The organism is Legionella sp. km772 (assembly GCF_003989735.1).
Lineage (GTDB): Bacteria > Pseudomonadota > Gammaproteobacteria > Legionellales > Legionellaceae > Legionella.
Genome location: NZ_RZGQ01000068.1, coordinates 1 through 15,984, shown reverse-complemented (window position 1 = coordinate 15,984; position 15,984 = coordinate 1). Strand labels below are relative to the sequence as shown.

The window sequence follows — 15,984 nt, the reverse complement described above, 5'->3', positions numbered from 1 at the left end:
AGTGAAATAAAAAAATCTAAAAATCCTTCTTCCAGCTTCATTCCTATATCCATTTAAATGAAGCTAGCCTCTCATTATTTACCGATTTAAGCTAGATTTTTTTCATGAGGTGGCCCTGGCTTTCTAGACAGTAAACGCATCTCAATTTGACTCTCATTTCGACCTAGTAATTCCTTTTGGGCTGATTAGGCCGCATACCAATGGTTTCTTTTTGCAATTTCTATCTATATTTAAAGTTTGTACAAATTTTAGATACGTTTCCCGCGGATTTTCTCGCAAATTTTTGAATTGTTTTTGCTTTCTAATAGAAATTATTTAAACTAGCTTATTTGAGTTTAAGTGAATAATATTGAGAAATAATCCACTTTGGTATATTGCGGGAATTGGTGCGGTAGGAAGTATTATTGCTGCAAGTTTTTGTCGGGGGGAGCAATCAGTACGCCTGCTTTTAAAAAACCAGCAGCAATTAGATAGTTATCAACAGTCTAAGTTAATGATGATTAGTGAGCAGTTTAGTTACCAATGTCATCCTGATGCTTACTTACACTCCTCGGTGTGCGAGCCCATTAACTATTTGATTTGCTGTACTAAAGCTTATGATGTATTACCTTTAGTTAAATCCTTAGCACATGCATTAGATGAAGAAAGTATTGTCTTATTAATACATAACGGTATGGGCGTTATTGAGGAAGTAAGCAAAGAATTACCGCATTTACGTATTATCTCGGGTATTACCTATATAGGCGGATATGTCGAAAAACCCTATTTAGTAAGGGCTTTTTTAAATAATAGGTTCTATTTAGGTGCCTCGGTAGGGCAGTTTACTCCTGCTGAAATTACCCTGGTTGAGCATGCGTTTAGAGCGTCTTCCTTAGCCTGTGAATGGACTGATTCTATTGGGAACTTAATTTGGAATAAGTTCGCAATTAATTGTTCCATAAATTTGTTAACCGTTTTATTTAATTGTAAAAATGGGCTCTTAATACAGCATGAAAAACTCTTAAAACAATTAAGCCAAGAGATTAGTTCGGTGTTGCAGGCTTATGGGCAAATCATCAGCGCCGATGAATTATTCGAGACAATAAAGACTACAATAAAAAATACTGCTGAAAATTACTCGTCCATGTATAAAGATATTAACAACAAGCGTTTAACAGAGATCCATTATTTGAACGAAAGGCTAGTAGAACTTGCCGAACAGAAAAATATTCCAGCTCCCTTAACCAGCCAATTATTAACGCAATTTTATACGCTTTTCCCCGATCAAAAATACAAAAAATAAATAGCATGAAGCCTCAATTGATAATTTTTGACCCCCTTGAATCGGAAAGGATTAGCTGATCTATCCTTATCAAAGCGATTTAGGAAGGGTAGTGTGGATTTTAACGCTGTACTGCCGAATGGTCTCTGCCCTGTGTTATAGCCACAATTATACCTACTTTTTGTTGATAGTAGGAAATAAGCTCAGTGCTGATCTTGTTTATCGGTGGAGCAATTATTTAAAGCCAATATCGCAAATAAATTATCATAATAGGGTTGATGCCGCGCTAAGCTGACGGTGGGTCCAAAGACCCACTTACACCGCAATTAATCCAACAATAATTCCGGTCTATTTCTAAAATGCTCCAAGGCTTGAGGGTTTGCTAAAGATTGCAAATTATTAACCGGTTCATTATGCACAATTTGGCGTACCGCTAATTCTACAATCTTTCCACTAATGGTACGTGGGATATCCGCCACTTGAAGAATTTTTGCCGGGACATGGCGAGGAGAGGCATGCTGGCGAATTGTTTTTTTGATGGTGTCAATTAAGGCATCATCCAATATCATACCTTCACGTAATTTGACGAAAAGAACAATACGTATATCATCATTCCAATCTTGACCAATAACAATGCTATCAAGAATCTCGGCTATTTTTTCTACTTGTCTGTAGATTTCGGCAGTACCGATTCGCACCCCGCCTGGATTTAAAACTGCGTCAGAGCGACCATAGATTATTAATCCTTGATGGGGTGTTAATTCTGCGAAATCGCCATGCGCCCAAACACCTGGAAAACGTTCAAAATAGGCGCGCTTGTAGGCTATCTTTTCAGGATCATTCCAAAAGGCTACAGGCATCGATGGAAAGGGTTTGGTGCAAACTAGTTCACCTCGCGTTTCTTTAACGCTTTGGCCTTCTTCATTAAAGATTTCAACATTCATTCCTAGGCCAATGCATTGCAATTCCCCGCGGTATACGGGAAGGATAGGATTTCCTAAGGCAAAACAGGAAACAATATCTGTACCCCCTGAAATCGAGCTTAATTGGAGATCTGTTTTAATTTCTTCATAAACATAATCATAATTTTTAGGCAGTAAAGGGGAGCCGGTAGATAAAATACAACGCAAATGCGCTAAATTGAATTCTTGGCTTGGTTTTACATGGTTCTTTTCTACCGCAGAAATAAATTTAGCACTCGTACCAAAAACAGTGACTTTTTCAGTTTCTAGCACCTGAAATAAACGATTGCTTCTAGGGTAGGTAGGCGAGCCTTCATATAAGGTTAGGGTCGCTCCTAAAGCAAGACCGGAAACCATCCAATTCCACATCATCCAGCCACAAGTAGTGTAGAATAATAAATTATCATTGCTTGATAGATCAGTATGTAATCCTAATTCTTTAATGTGTTGTAGTAAAGTTCCACCGGCACCATGAACAATACATTTCGGCTTTCCAGTTGTTCCTGATGAAAATAAAATATAAACAGGATGATCAAAGGGTAAGGAAACAAAATGGCATTCAGTGGCAGGTTTAAGAAATTGCTCCCAATAAGTAGTCTTAGGCAGTGTACTCGTATCGATTTCTTCTTCAATATTGGGACAAATGATAATTTGAGTTAATGAGCTAATCGCCTCGCCTAATTGCTTTATTTTTTCAAAACCTGGATGCTTTTTCCCTAAATACTGATGACCGTCACAAATAAATAAAGCTTTAGGTTCAATTTGTCCTAAACGGTCAATAGCAGCCTGCGCTCCAAAATCAGGTGAACAAGAAGACCAAATTGCCCCTAAGGAAGTAGAGGCTAGCATTGCAATGATGGTGTAGGTGGTGTTGGGCATTAAGCCTGCCACTCGATCGCCCCTTTGAATACCCACGGCTTTTAATCCAGCGGCGCATTGGGCAACAGCCTGATACAACTCCGCATAACTCAGTGAAACCCGTTTATTATTTTCATCAAGGCTGATTAGGGCTGTATGCGAATCACGTCTTTTTAAGAGCTGCTCGGCAAAATTAAAACGGGCTCCTGCAAACCAGGTGGCATTGAGCATATTTTCATCGTTACTAAGTATTTGGTTGGCAGGCTTATCAAATTGAATCTGAAAAAACTCAGATAAAGTTTGCCAAAAAGACGCTGCTTCATGTACTGACCAAAAATGGAGCTCATCGTAGTTGTTAAACTGCCGTTGATTCTTTTCGCCCGCAAATTGCATAAATTGCCACATTTGGCTTAATTGGGGTTGCTTGGGTGTCCATACTTTTTCATTCATTCGTTAATCACCTAATTACATGGGTTTGCCAACATGGCATTTGCTACTTTGGATTGATTTTTTTTACCTAATACTTTACAAATCATATCCCCCGTAGTGACTATTTTAAAAATATCTACTCCGGTCTCAATTCCTAGGCCATGCATTAAATAAAGCACGTCTTCAGTGGCAACGTTTCCGGTTGCCCCACGCGCATAAGGGCAGCCTCCAAGACCTGCTACTGAACTATCAAAACGGTGAACCCCATAACGTAAGGAGGCAAAAATATTAGTCAGCGCTTGGCCATAAGTATCATGAAAGTGCATGGCTAATTGATCGAGCTTTAAAATAGGTAAAATCTGTTCAAGCAGTAATTGAGTTTGTTGTGCTGTACCCACACCAATAGTATCACCCAAAGAAATCTCATCTACGCCTAAATCAAGGAGCCTTTGAGTTATACTAGCAACTTGTTGGGGGAGAATAGCCCCTTCATAAGGACAGCCTAGAGCACAAGAAATATAGCCGCGAACTTTAAGTTGATGTGCTTTCGCAAGATTCATTACGGGCTTAAAACGCTCAATACTTTCGTCAATAGAGCAATTAATATTTCTTTGATTGAACGATTCACTAGCCGCTGTAAAAAGGGCAATTTCCCTGGTGCCGGCATTCAATGCCCTTAACATGCCTTTTTCGTTCGGAACTAAAGCTGAGTAGGAAATACCTGGAACTTTTTCAATAGCAGCAAATACTTGCTCGTTATCCGCTAATTGTGGGATGGCCTTTTCTGAAACAAAACTGGTAACCTCAATCTGTTTTAGACCCGATTGACTTAGCAAATTAATCAGTGCAATTTTCTGCGAAGTGGATACAAAGGCCGATTCATTTTGCAAACCATCACGGGGCCCAACTTCTATAATGCTTACCTGTTTTGGATAATCCATCGTAATTATTCACTCCCTAGCAATAGTGGAAAGAGCACGCGTTCTAAGTAGCCTCGCTTAAGGCTAAGAGCTCTGCTCCTTCATTCACTTGAGCTCCAACTGCATAAAAAATATCTGATAAAATGCCATCGCTCGGTGCGTGGATGGTATGCTCCATTTTCATTGCCTCTAAGACGATTAAGCGCTCGCCTGCTTTAACATGTTCGCCTCGATTTTTTAAAATAGCGACCACCGTTGCGGGCATTGGTGCTGTTAGCTGACCTTTATGACCTGCTGCTGAGTCCGATTTGCCCCATTCAAAACGAGGAATACTTATTTGGCCGTGTTCGTAGTATAAAGTCAGAGTATTAAGGCTATTGTCAACGATAGCTTTGTAATTTTTTTGTTGGGTTTCAATTCTTACTTCATCCCCAGTCCAGCAAGCACGAATTAAATGCTCTGTCTCATTTAATATTAGTTTAAATTCGCTTTTACTAATAGGTAGTACAGTCACTTCAATTAAGTCTTCAAGCTGATAGCGCCAAATCCAATAGGCTTTTGAATGAGCTTGCCACGCAAAACTATCTTGGAGAAGGGGATCGTTAATATTATTAATGATGGTTAAATAATCGACGCTAACTGCCATCATTAATGCTATTTGCGGATTAGGATGTTTTAAATTAATTTGCTCTTTGCTTAAAAAATCTGTGCTCAATTGGGCTTTTTTAAATTGCTGATGCTCACCTATGGCTTGCAAAAAGGGAATATTGGTTTTTACACCACCAATATGGTAGTGATTTAAAGCCTGCATTAAACGTTGTAAAGCTTCCTCTCTATTCTGTCCTTTAGCAATTAATTTTGCAATCATGGGATCGTAATACATCGTAATTGCTGAGCCTTCACTAACCCCGGTATCGATACGTAATCCATCACCTTGTGGCTCTTTGAGAAAATGAATAGCTCCTATTGAGGGAATAAAGCCATTGTAAGGATCTTCGGCATAAATACGACATTCGATAGCATGGCCACTAAATTGAATAACCTCTTGTTTAAGAGGTAGAGGCTCATTAGCAGCTATTTTTAATTGCCAAGCCACCAGATCTAGCCCGGTAATCATTTCTGTGACCGGATGTTCGACTTGAAGGCGAGTATTCATTTCCATAAAATAAAACGCCTCCCCATCCAAAAGAAACTCAATGGTTCCTGCTCCACGATAATGAATTGAACGGGCTACTTCACAGGCTGCGGCGGCGATTTTTTGACGGAGTTCGACGGATAAATTAGGTGCTGGTGCTTCCTCAATAATTTTTTGATGCCGGCGTTGTATCGAGCAATCACGTTCAAATAAATGAACGACATTACCATAATTATCCGCCATAATTTGTACTTCAATATGACGAGGATTGAGTACTAATTTTTCGATAATCATCGTGTCATCTGCAAAGCTTGATAAGGACTCTCTTTTAGCCCCAGCTAAGGCATCATGAAATTCATCTTCTGCATAAACAGCACGCATCCCTTTACCACCTCCACCATTGGCCGCCTTAAGTAAAATGGGAAAGCCAATTTTTTTTGCCTCAAGGAGTAAATGAGCTTCTGACTGTTCTTTTCCATGATACCCAGGAGTTAAGGGAACCTTTGTTTTTTCAAGAAGTTGTTTGGCTACTTGTTTGGATGCCATTGCTTCTAGGGCTGAAATGGAGGGGCCAATAAAAATAATTCCGGCTTCCTCGCAAGCCTGGGCAAAGGCTGGATTTTCCGATAAAAAACCATAACCGGGATGAATAGCTTGAGCACCACTTTCTTTGGCGACTTTAATAATCTGAGGAATATTAAGATAGCTGTCTTTTGCTGCAGCCTCTCCAATCCAATAAGCACTATCAGCTAATTGTACATGCAAGCTGTTTTTATCTACGGTGGAATAAACTGCTACGCTATGGATACCCATAGCGCGAGCGGTCTTCATGATTCTACAGGCAATTTCTCCACGGTTTGCAATAAGAATTTTGTTAAACATGCAAGGTTCCTAGTTCCAGTTAGGTGTTTCTTTATTTAAAAAGGCATTAAGTCCATACTGTCCTTCTGCGGATGTTCTTTTTTGGGCAATTAATGACGCTGTATAATTCATTAGCTCCTGATTTATCGGTTGTACCGCAACTTGATGTGCTAATTGTAAAGATTGTCTCACTGCTTCAGGGGCATTGCGGTTAATTTGTTGGGCGTAGTTAAGAGTAAAATCCATTAATTGCTCTTCCGGTACACAATACTGAATTAAGCCTAATGAGAGCGCCCTTGAGGCATCAAAAACCTCAGCTGTCATAAATAACATTTGTGCATTACGCTCACCTACAGCCTTCACAACATAGGGGCTAATGACCGCGGGAATTAAACCTAACTTTACTTCTGAAAAGCAAAAACGTGCAGAGGGGGCGGCAATTGCTATAGAGGATGCTGCAGCTAAACCCGCACCACCTCCGAACGCCGAGCCTTGGATCATTGCAATAGTCGGCTTTGGTCCCTGGTATAAGGTATACATGAGCTTAGCTAAGATCAGTGAATCTTTTAGATTTTCTTCCTCAGTAAATGAAGCCATACTTTTCATCCAATTTAAATCGGCTCCGGCGGAGAAATGAGCGCCATTGGCTTTTAAAATAATGCTGCGAACCAAAGGATCGTTTTGGGCTTGCTCAAGTCGATTGGTCATTTCTAGAAGAAGATGATTATCAAAAGCATTACGTTTTTGCTCCCGATTAATAGTGAGTAAAGCGCTACTATCTTGGATATCAAATAATAAATCACTCATTGCTGCTCCTTACATACGGAAAACGCCAAATTGCGTTGATAAAATTGGTGCATTTAAGGCAGCTGATAAACTTAAACCCAGGACTTTACGCGTATCTTCTGGCACAATAACGCCATCATCCCAAAGACGAGCACTGGCATAATAAGGATTACCTTGTTCTTCATATTGAGCACGCATTTGGGCTTTAAACCGTTCTTCCTCATCTATAGGCCATTCTTTATTTTGTTTCAGGTATTTATCGCGATTGACTTGCGCAAGAACATTGGCCGCTTGTTCACCGCCCATCACTGAAATTCGTGAGTTCGGCCAAGTCCATAGAAAACGGGCATTGTAGGCTCTGCCGCACATAGCGTAATTTCCTGCTCCGAAACTGCCACCTACAATGACGGTTAATTTAGGGACATTAGCGTTGGCAACCGCGGTAACCATTTTTGCTCCGTGTTTTGCAATTCCTGAGGCTTCGTATTTAGATCCCACCATAAAACCGGTGATGTTTTGCAAAAATACGAGAGGAATTTTTCGCTGACAGCATAGTTCGATAAAATGGGTTGCTTTTTGGGCGCTTTCGCTAAAGAGGATGCCATTATTCGCAATAATGCCTATAGGATAGCCATATAAATGGGCGAAGCCACAAACAATTGTAGTCCCGTAAAGGGCTTTAAACTCATCAAATTCAGAACCATCAGCAATGCGAGCGATAAGTTCACGGATATCGAAAGGTTTTCTGGGATCACTGGGAATAATTCCGTTTAGCTCTTTACAATCATAGAGTGGTTCTATTGTTTTTATCCGTTTGATATTAGGATTTTTACCGCGATTTAAATTGCTTATGGTGGTGCGGGCCAAATGCAAAGCATGGGCATCATTTTCAGCATAATGATCAGCAACTCCTGAGGTCCGACAATGCACATCAGCACCGCCGAGTTCTTCGGCACTAATCACTTCTCCGGTGGCTGCTTTAACGAGAGGAGGGCCACCTAAAAAAATGGTTGCTTGATTGCGCACCATAATGGATTCATCTGCCATTGCAGGCACATAGGCCCCACCCGCAGTACAGGAGCCCATAACTACGGCAATTTGCGGAATATTCAAGGCAGACATTTGCGCTTGATTATAAAAAATGCGGCCGAAATGATCCCGATCTGGAAAAACCTCATCTTGCAAAGGCAAAAAAGCCCCCCCGGAATCCACTAGATAAACGCAAGGCAAATGATTGGCTAAAGCAATTTCTTGGGCTCGGAGATGTTTTTTTACCGTTAAGGGATAATAAGTACCTCCTTTAACGGTTGCATCATTCACAATGATTACACATTCAGTGCCAGCGATATGTCCAATACCAGTAATAATCCCCGCTGCAGGGACCTCATCTTCATAGACCTGATAAGCCGCTAATTGAGAAAACTCAAGGAAGGGGCTGCCAGGATCGATTAATTGTTGCAAACGTTCGCGCGGAAGTAATTTACCATGTTGTAAATGCCGTGCACGCGCTTTTTCATCCCCACCTAAGCTGATTTGATGAGTGCGAGTAGCAAGCTCATCAACAAGCCTATTCATATTGGCTTCATTTTCTTTAAAATCTTGGCTATTAGGATTAATTTGACTGATTAACTTCGCCATGGCTATCCTTATCGAATTAAAATATCGCTAATGACTATAATCGTCCAGAGTACCCAGACGATGGCGATAAAATGGGGCATTTCACGGCCTTTGAGTCCTCGATAGATTAATGCTGGTACAGCAGTAATGAGGACGGGCAGAACCATAAGCACAATTATTTTTCGAATAACTAGGCCCCATCCAGTTTGGCTAAAAATTGGTGTTAATTTTAAATTAACATGGGTGAAAAACATATCAATATACAAGATCAGAAGATGGGCATATTTAGCAAAAACTACTATTAAGATGCTTAATAATAAATAAATTAAACTTTGTCGAAGCATGTACATCCTTTTTTATTATTTTTTTAAAAGCGTGATAAAGCAATAGTGCACTCATTATAACAAGATCGTGCAGCTTACGCGGGATCCAATAAAAATTCTAAGCCTGCGTTATACCTAAGTTCCGCGAATAAGTCGCAGCACTTAGGATTGGAAAGTAAGCCGAGAAACTTTGGCTTAGTACCATTCTGACAGACAAGGTAATTTTAAATTTTATACCAGTTCTATAGCCATCGCTGTGGCCTCACCGCCACCGATGCATAAAGCAGCTACGCCCCGTTTTTTTTCATTTTGTTTTAGCGCATTAATTAAGGTAACTAAAATACGTGCGCCAGAAGCACCAATGGGATGCCCAAGAGCACAGGCGCCGCCATGAATATTAACCTGTTCTGGATTTAATTCAAGCTCCTTAATTGCAGCCATTGCCACCACTGCAAAGGCTTCGTTGATTTCATAAAGATCAACATCAGCTTGTTTCCAGCCCGCTTTAGTCATTACTTTTTTGATAGCATCAACGGGTGCGGTTGTAAACCATTCAGGAGCATGGGCATGGCTGGCATGGGCTACGATGCGAGCTAAAGGTTTTAAACCTCGTTTTTTGGCACTAAGCGCACTCATAACGATTAGACTTGCGGCGCCATCAGAAATAGAACTTGAATTTGCGGCAGTTACAGTTCCATCAGCTTTAAAAGCAGGTTTTAATTGAGCTATTTTAGCTAGTTTTGTTTCATCAGGACCTTCATCAGTATTGATAATGACATCGCCTTTTTTGGTCGGCATAGTGATGGTAGCAATCTCGTCAGCGAAGGAACCTTCTTTAATAGCTTTAAGAGCCTTAGTCATTGAATTCACAGCATAGGCGTCTTGCTCTTCTCTGCTAAATTTATAATGACTTGCGGTGGATTCTGCGAAACAACCCATTAATTGGCCTTTATTATAGGCATCTTCAAGTCCATCAAGAAACATATGATCTTTTATTTCGCCATGTCCTAAACGATATCCAGCACGTGCTTTTGCTAAGAGGTAGGGTGCATTAGTCATGCTTTCCATCCCAGAAGCTAAGACAACTAGGGAAGGATCGGCTTTAATTAAATCATGGGCTAACATGACTGCTTTCATCCCCGAGCCGCACATTTTATTAATCGTTGTGGCACCTGTAGAGTTTGGGATCCCTGCTTTTAAGGCTGCTTGTCGTGCAGGGGCTTGACCAATTCCAGCTTGAAGAACGCAGCCAGAAATGACTTCATTAATTTCACTAGGGGGCAAGCCGGCCTGTTTTAAGGCAGAAACATGGGCCATTGCACCTAAATCAGGAGCTGAAAATGGGGACAAGCTACCCAGCATAGCTCCCATTGGAGTTCTTTTTGCAGCAACAATTACTATATCATGGTCTTCCATTTACTCTTTCCTTACGCGGTTTCATTAAAAAGTTCACGTCCAATAAGCATTCTTCTAATTTCAGAAGTGCCTGCCCCAATTTCGTACAGCTTCGCATCACGCAATAACCTTCCTGTTGGGTATTCATTGATATAACCGTTTCCACCCAAAGTTTGGATTGCTTGTAATGCCATTTGTGTTGCGCGCTCAGCAGTATATAAAATAACGCCAGCAGCATCTTTACGGCTCACTTTTCCATTATCGCAGGCTCTTGCCACGGTATATAAATAAGAGCGGCAAGCACTTAATTCAGTATACATATCCGCTAATTTACCTTGGATAAATTGAAACTCACCTATTGCTTGATTAAACTGCTTACGTTCATGAACATAAGGTAGCACCACGTCCATACATGCCTGCATAATTCCTACAGGGCCTGCTGCTAAAATCGTGCGTTCATAATCAAGGCCGCTCATTAATACTTTAGTGCCCTGATTGACTTCACCCAGAACCTGTTCAACGGGAACCTCGCATTCTTCAAACACTAATTCACAAGTATTAGAGCCACGCATACCGAGCTTGTCGAGTTTTTGTGCCGTTTTAAATCCGGCCATACCTTTTTCGATGAGAAAAGCGGTAATACCTTTACTTCCTGCTTGTTTATCGGTTTTAGCATAGACTACTAAAACATCCGCATCTGGACCATTAGTAATCCACATCTTCGTGCCATTGAGAATGTAGTTATCACCCACTAATTGGGCATGTAATTGCATACTAACTACATCAGAACCCGAGTTTGCCTCGCTCATGGCTAGGGCACCAATATATTCACCACTAATAAGTTTAGGCAAATATTTGCTCTTTTGCTCATTATTGCCGTTTAAATAAATTTGATTGACACATAAATTAGAATGGGCACCATAACTTAAGCCTACAGAAGCTGAGGCTCGCGATATCTCTTCCATGGCAATAGCATGAGCCAAATATCCCATATTAGCTCCACCATATTCTTCACTCACGGTAATCCCTAGCAAGCCCATATCCCCTAATTTTTTCCAAAGCCCGTGCGGAAAAGTATTACTTTCATCAATGTGAGCTGCCAGAGGGGCAATTTCGCTACGAGCGAATTGATAAACACTGTCTCTTAAGAGATCATAAGTTTCGCCGAGTTGGTAATCTAAGCCTGCGTTCATGGAGACATCCTGTGAATTTTAAATATCGAAAACTATACCTAATAGGATAAATTAGCACAAGCGACTACTACTTTTTGTTTTCATCTAGGAAAATGATAACAAAGAATGTCTGGTCTGTTATAATAGTATAAAATGGACAAATAGTTTTACTATGGTTAAAGCCGTCGCTGCTCAAAATGAAGTAATTCAACATTTAAATGCCTATTTGCACTGGCATAATCTTCCTTTGCGCTTAAATCAAGCAGGTGTGTGTAATGGTTTATCCATGCTACATGCAAAATATTTTATCGAGGGCCGGGAAGAGGCTTTCTTCAATTTTTTAAATCGTATTGTAGAAAAGCGGCCTTCACAAGAAATAGACCTCGAAATAAATCATTTTGTCACCGAGATTTTTTTAACACAAGATCCTTCCGTTTTGGATAAAACGCTGCGACAGCGTGATGCCCATAAAATGCTCGCATCCCAATCTCCTTTAGAGCCGGTATTTCGAATAAGTGTGGTTAGCGACTGCCATCATTGGGAAAATATTTTTAACCAGCTGGGGTTAGACGAAAATGAAATTTTGGTGATAAAAAGCATCAATCATGCGGTTAATATTATTAAAAAAAATGGACAATATGTTCTTTATAATCCGTCTTCTGGTTTGAATGAATTCCCCAATGAACAAAGTTTAATTGCCCATTTACATCAGAAGGCTTTTTTCCATGAGAGCACGCATCTGGGCATGCATGTTGAATTATTGGGCCAAAGGCTGATTACAAGAAGCTTGCCCGACTCCAAAAAGCTCTATACGCAATACCTGTCTGTGGATACAGTAGATAATGAAGCCAGATGTAGGCCTGTATATTCTGTTAAAAGAAATAGAATAGAAATTCATAGCTACACTACTCTAGATTTGGCTGTGGTAAATAATAATACGGAAGCTGTGGTAGAAGCCCTCGGTTTGGGAGCTGCCAGGATAAATGAAGCTTTATTTATAGCAATAAAAGCGAATGCTTATGAGGTTTTTAAACATTTATTAAGTTCAACTTCGGAATTAGAGCCTTTACTGGTAAAAAAATTGATTGAATGTGCATTACAATCCGGTGCCAATGAATGTTTCGGACTTTTATTTCAAAATGAACTTGTCCAACAAGTTATGAATGAGCAGAGAGAGCTCCTTCCATGGATTGATTTTGCCGTACGCGGCGGAAATGGTGATTTATTAAAAAAATTACTGGAGTATTATGAGATAACCAATGGCCAACTAGCCCTGATTATCAAACCTATTAATGTTCAAGATGTGATTCTTACGGCCATAAACTCCGGTTCAATAGAGAGCCTTATTTTATTATTAGATAAGGCTAAACCCGAACTTAGTGAAACTCAGAGCTTAAATTATTTACTACATCTCCTTGCTGAGAATGATGCTAATGTAATTTTTTCTTCAAAGCTCCTTGAATGCTTTCCACTAATGGAAAAACAATCCATCTTGACGTTTTTTTTCGCAGCCTTAAAAAAGGGGCGGGGAGATTTTGTGGAGGCATTGATAGACAATGAACACTATTCTTCAAATCTGAAAAGTGCTTTAAAAGAAACCGAAAATGAAAAAAGGTGTGCATTTTTAGCCGTTACTAGTCCTATTGGGTCACAAGTTTTAAAAAAATTAGAAGAACGCTTGAACATAAAAATAGCTCCGAGTACTTTTTTGCCGAAGCTCGATGAGTTTCAATCACCTAAGCGATTCTTCAATAGGATAAAACAATCTTTGGAAGAAACTGCCCAATTAAAGGAAGAGTATTTCCTCAATGGAGAAGGTAAGAGCTGGGATTTATTTTCCATTCTTTCCTTTTTAAAACCCTTTACTGATTATTTAATGAGACTATGGGCTAAGCCTTCTCACACTCAAGGTTTTAAAGAACAGATGAGTACATTACAACAAGAATTGGATGAAATAATTGATAAAAAGGATAATGATAAGCTTAATTTATCTTGATTTCGAAAAAGAAATCGTTTGTTAAGATAACGCATTAAGCATCGACATTTTTGAAAAAAACTTAGTAATGGGCTCTCAGCATCCATCAAACTCTGTGATTTGACCGTTAAATGAATTAACATGTTGAGATTTTATAAAATTATTGTTGTTCGGAGTCATAATGTATTCAATGGTACGTCCTTGGTTATTTAAAATGGACGCTGAAAAAGCCCATCGTATAGCGCTTTCTGCTTTAAATGTCGTACCTCGCTTTTGTTTTCCCCAACCAGCAATGAATCGTGTTGAGGCTCTTGGCATGGAGTTTTATCATCCAGTGGGGCTAGCAGCAGGTCTTGATAAAAATGGGGAATATTTAGATGCCCTAATGAAATTGGGTTTTTCGTTCATAGAAATTGGCACTGTTACACCTAAACCTCAAGCAGGTAATCCCCGGCCTCGACTTTTTCGAGTGACTGAGCAACAAGCTATTGTTAATCGCATGGGTTTTAATAATCATGGAGTAGAGGTTTTAGTTAACAACATTAAAAAATCCAATTATCAGGGAATTTTAGGAATAAATATTGGTAAAAATAGAGACACTCTTTTAAGTAATGCGGTTGATGATTATTTATTTTGTATGAGGGCCATTTATCCCTATGCTTCTTACATTACCATCAATATTTCATCGCCTAATACCCCCGATTTGCGTCAATTGCAGAAAGGATTTTATTTTTCTTACCTTTTAGAGCGTTTGCAAACGGAACAAAAAAAATTGACCGAGCTCCATAGCCGTCATGTCCCCATGGTGATCAAAATTTCTCCAGATGAGAGCGAAGATACGTTAAAAGAGATGGCCGAGGCCATGTTGAAATATGGTGTGGAAGGTATCATTGCGACTAATACTAGTTCAAGAAAGGGATTTTTTACCGATTTACCTCATATTATGAAACAAGGTGGTTTTAGCGGTGCCCCCATCCATAACCTCGCTACAGCTTGTTTACGTTTATTAAAAGAATACGTAGGTGATGATATTACCTTAATAGGGGTAGGCGGAATTAATAATCTAGCCAGTGCGCAAGAAAAAATTGATGCGGGCGCCTCTCTAGTGCAACTTTATACCGGACTTATTTATCAAGGACCAGAATTAGTGGCGCAATTAGCAGGTCGCCTTAATATGGTTAAAGATGAAGAACAAGATGAAAACGAACAAGATCAAAACGAACAAGATCAACAGCAAGTAGAGTTAAGTGAACATGTATCTCACTAAAGAGCTAGCTTTTGAGATAGAAGACTGTATTAAACATACGCATATAGAAATGGCTAACTCTTTCCCTTTAGGGAAAATTCTTGAGCTTGGCGGGGGAGCTGCTTGTTTTGCGGGACTGTCTTCTTTTTTTTCGCAGGTCGTTGCCTGGGGATTTGAGCTTAAATCTAAACAATTCAAACCCCAAATTGAAGCCATTGAAGACTTTTATCGCTCATGCGGCCATTCACGTGTTGATCTGGAATTGTGTCCCTTGGTAGGGAACGATTTACTTATCGCTTTAGGCCAACGAGGTTATCGAATTACGGAGATGAATAATATTTCATTTCTTGATTTAGCGCATTACTCCTTAAATGAAGAGAAGGTTCAATTCGAAATACGTCAAATAGCCTCTCATGAAGTCAGGCAATGGGCAAAAACTATCGCTTTGGGTTTTGGGTATATTGAGGCACAAGAGCAGTTTATTCATTATGCTCAATTAAAAGGAGTGCGTGCTTTTGCTGTTTATGATAATGAACAAATTGTGGCTGGAGCAACTATTGCAATTCATGGACCGGTGGCTGATTTGGGGGTAACAAGTACTTTACCCGCTTACAGAAATCGAGGCTTGCAAAAATTATTATTAAAAGAGCGGTTAAAATTTGCAATTGATGAGGCTCTCCCCTTAGTAACTGTTACTACTGAACCGGGTTCGATCTCCGATTTAAACATTCAAAAAATTGGCTTTCGATGTGCTTATACCCGGGTTAAAATGACTTTAACAATTAAGTAGTTTTTAGTCAAAATGGACTCAAATTGACTTATCGATCCCTTTAAATTAAAATGTCTAATTTTTACTTTTGTATTTAATTGTACTAAAGAGGAAATTCGTATGGATTTATTAGAGGGTTCAAATGATAAGGGTCAATTGATATAGGCGCGGATTTTTAGACGAAAAAAAGGTATTTTTAAGAGCTATTCTTCTAATATAAGAGGGGAATAGAATGACCAAAAAGCGAAATTATTACACTGCATCAAAAAAATCAA

At 39.6% G+C, this 15,984-nt stretch carries 12 protein-coding genes; 4 read left to right on the top strand and 8 right to left on the bottom strand.

Annotated features, from left to right (window positions below; all coding sequences use genetic code 11):
* Window positions 1-349 precede the first annotated feature (349 nt).
* Entirely contained in the window at window positions 350-1,282 is a 933-nt protein-coding gene (locus ELY15_RS08550) for a ketopantoate reductase family protein (RefSeq protein ID WP_158617434.1), read from the top strand.
* Window positions 1,283-1,587: 305 nt separating this feature from the next.
* On the opposite strand, the gene ELY15_RS08545 is transcribed toward ELY15_RS08550, so the two are convergent.
* The 8 genes from ELY15_RS08545 to ELY15_RS08510 form a co-directional block, all read right to left on the bottom strand.
* Complete coding sequence (locus tag ELY15_RS08545; protein WP_127099249.1) at window positions 1,588-3,531, bottom strand: acetoacetate--CoA ligase; 1,944 nt, start codon at window positions 3,529-3,531, stop codon at window positions 1,588-1,590.
* 11 nt (window positions 3,532-3,542) lie between these two features.
* Window positions 3,543-4,451 carry a hydroxymethylglutaryl-CoA lyase gene (locus ELY15_RS08540; protein ID WP_127099248.1) on the bottom strand — a complete coding sequence of 303 codons (909 nt, stop codon included), beginning with the start codon at window positions 4,449-4,451 and terminating at the stop codon, window positions 3,543-3,545.
* Between the two features lie 43 nt (window positions 4,452-4,494).
* Entirely contained in the window at window positions 4,495-6,447 is a 1,953-nt protein-coding gene (locus ELY15_RS08535) for an acetyl-CoA carboxylase biotin carboxylase subunit (protein WP_127099247.1), read from the bottom strand.
* Between the two features lie 9 nt (window positions 6,448-6,456).
* A complete protein-coding gene (locus ELY15_RS08530; protein ID WP_127099246.1) occupies window positions 6,457-7,233 on the bottom strand; it encodes an enoyl-CoA hydratase-related protein in 777 nt (258 codons plus the stop codon).
* Window positions 7,234-7,242: 9 nt separating this feature from the next.
* Window positions 7,243-8,850, bottom strand: coding sequence for a carboxyl transferase domain-containing protein (locus ELY15_RS08525; RefSeq protein ID WP_127099245.1), 1,608 nt, complete (start codon window positions 8,848-8,850; stop codon window positions 7,243-7,245).
* A gap of 8 nt (window positions 8,851-8,858) precedes the next feature.
* Window positions 8,859-9,173: a hypothetical protein gene (locus tag ELY15_RS08520; protein WP_199744190.1), complete on the bottom strand. Its 315-nt coding sequence runs from the start codon at window positions 9,171-9,173 to the stop codon at window positions 8,859-8,861.
* A 210-nt stretch (window positions 9,174-9,383) separates the two neighbouring features.
* Complete coding sequence (locus ELY15_RS08515) at window positions 9,384-10,568, bottom strand: acetyl-CoA C-acyltransferase (protein ID WP_127099243.1); 1,185 nt, start codon at window positions 10,566-10,568, stop codon at window positions 9,384-9,386.
* 11 nt (window positions 10,569-10,579) lie between these two features.
* Complete coding sequence (locus ELY15_RS08510) at window positions 10,580-11,740, bottom strand: isovaleryl-CoA dehydrogenase (protein WP_127099242.1); 1,161 nt, start codon at window positions 11,738-11,740, stop codon at window positions 10,580-10,582.
* Window positions 11,741-11,891: 151 nt separating this feature from the next.
* Here ELY15_RS08510 and ELY15_RS08505 point away from each other — a divergent pair, with 151 nt between their 5' ends.
* From ELY15_RS08505 to ELY15_RS08495, 3 genes are all read left to right on the top strand, one after another.
* A complete protein-coding gene (locus tag ELY15_RS08505) occupies window positions 11,892-13,715 on the top strand; it encodes a hypothetical protein (protein WP_127099241.1) in 1,824 nt (607 codons plus the stop codon).
* Between the two features lie 160 nt (window positions 13,716-13,875).
* Window positions 13,876-14,961 carry a quinone-dependent dihydroorotate dehydrogenase gene (locus ELY15_RS08500; RefSeq protein WP_127099240.1) on the top strand — a complete coding sequence of 362 codons (1,086 nt, stop codon included), beginning with the start codon at window positions 13,876-13,878 and terminating at the stop codon, window positions 14,959-14,961.
* Entirely contained in the window at window positions 14,948-15,730 is a 783-nt protein-coding gene (locus ELY15_RS08495) for a GNAT family N-acetyltransferase (RefSeq protein WP_127099251.1), read from the top strand. Before ELY15_RS08500 ends, ELY15_RS08495 begins: the two co-directional genes overlap by 14 nt.
* The last annotated feature ends 254 nt before the right edge of the window (window positions 15,731-15,984 follow it).

Excerpts from the sequence above, each read along its gene's own strand:
- ELY15_RS08545 (WP_127099249.1), bottom strand. The coding sequence starts at position 3,531 with ATGAATGAAAAAGTATGGACACCCAAGCAACCCCAATTAAGCCAAATG.
- ELY15_RS08540 (WP_127099248.1), bottom strand. The coding sequence starts at position 4,451 with ATGGATTATCCAAAACAGGTAAGCATTATAGAAGTTGGGCCCCGTGAT.
- ELY15_RS08535 (WP_127099247.1), bottom strand. The coding sequence starts at position 6,447 with ATGTTTAACAAAATTCTTATTGCAAACCGTGGAGAAATTGCCTGTAGA.
- ELY15_RS08530 (WP_127099246.1), bottom strand. The coding sequence starts at position 7,233 with ATGAGTGATTTATTATTTGATATCCAAGATAGTAGCGCTTTACTCACT.
- ELY15_RS08525 (WP_127099245.1), bottom strand. The coding sequence starts at position 8,850 with ATGGCGAAGTTAATCAGTCAAATTAATCCTAATAGCCAAGATTTTAAA.
- ELY15_RS08520 (WP_199744190.1), bottom strand. The coding sequence starts at position 9,173 with ATGCTTCGACAAAGTTTAATTTATTTATTATTAAGCATCTTAATAGTA.
- ELY15_RS08515 (WP_127099243.1), bottom strand. The coding sequence starts at position 10,568 with ATGGAAGACCATGATATAGTAATTGTTGCTGCAAAAAGAACTCCAATG.
- ELY15_RS08510 (WP_127099242.1), bottom strand. The coding sequence starts at position 11,740 with ATGAACGCAGGCTTAGATTACCAACTCGGCGAAACTTATGATCTCTTA.
- ELY15_RS08505 (WP_127099241.1), top strand. The coding sequence starts at position 11,892 with ATGGTTAAAGCCGTCGCTGCTCAAAATGAAGTAATTCAACATTTAAAT.
- ELY15_RS08500 (WP_127099240.1), top strand. The coding sequence starts at position 13,876 with ATGTATTCAATGGTACGTCCTTGGTTATTTAAAATGGACGCTGAAAAA.
- ELY15_RS08495 (WP_127099251.1), top strand. The coding sequence starts at position 14,948 with ATGTATCTCACTAAAGAGCTAGCTTTTGAGATAGAAGACTGTATTAAA.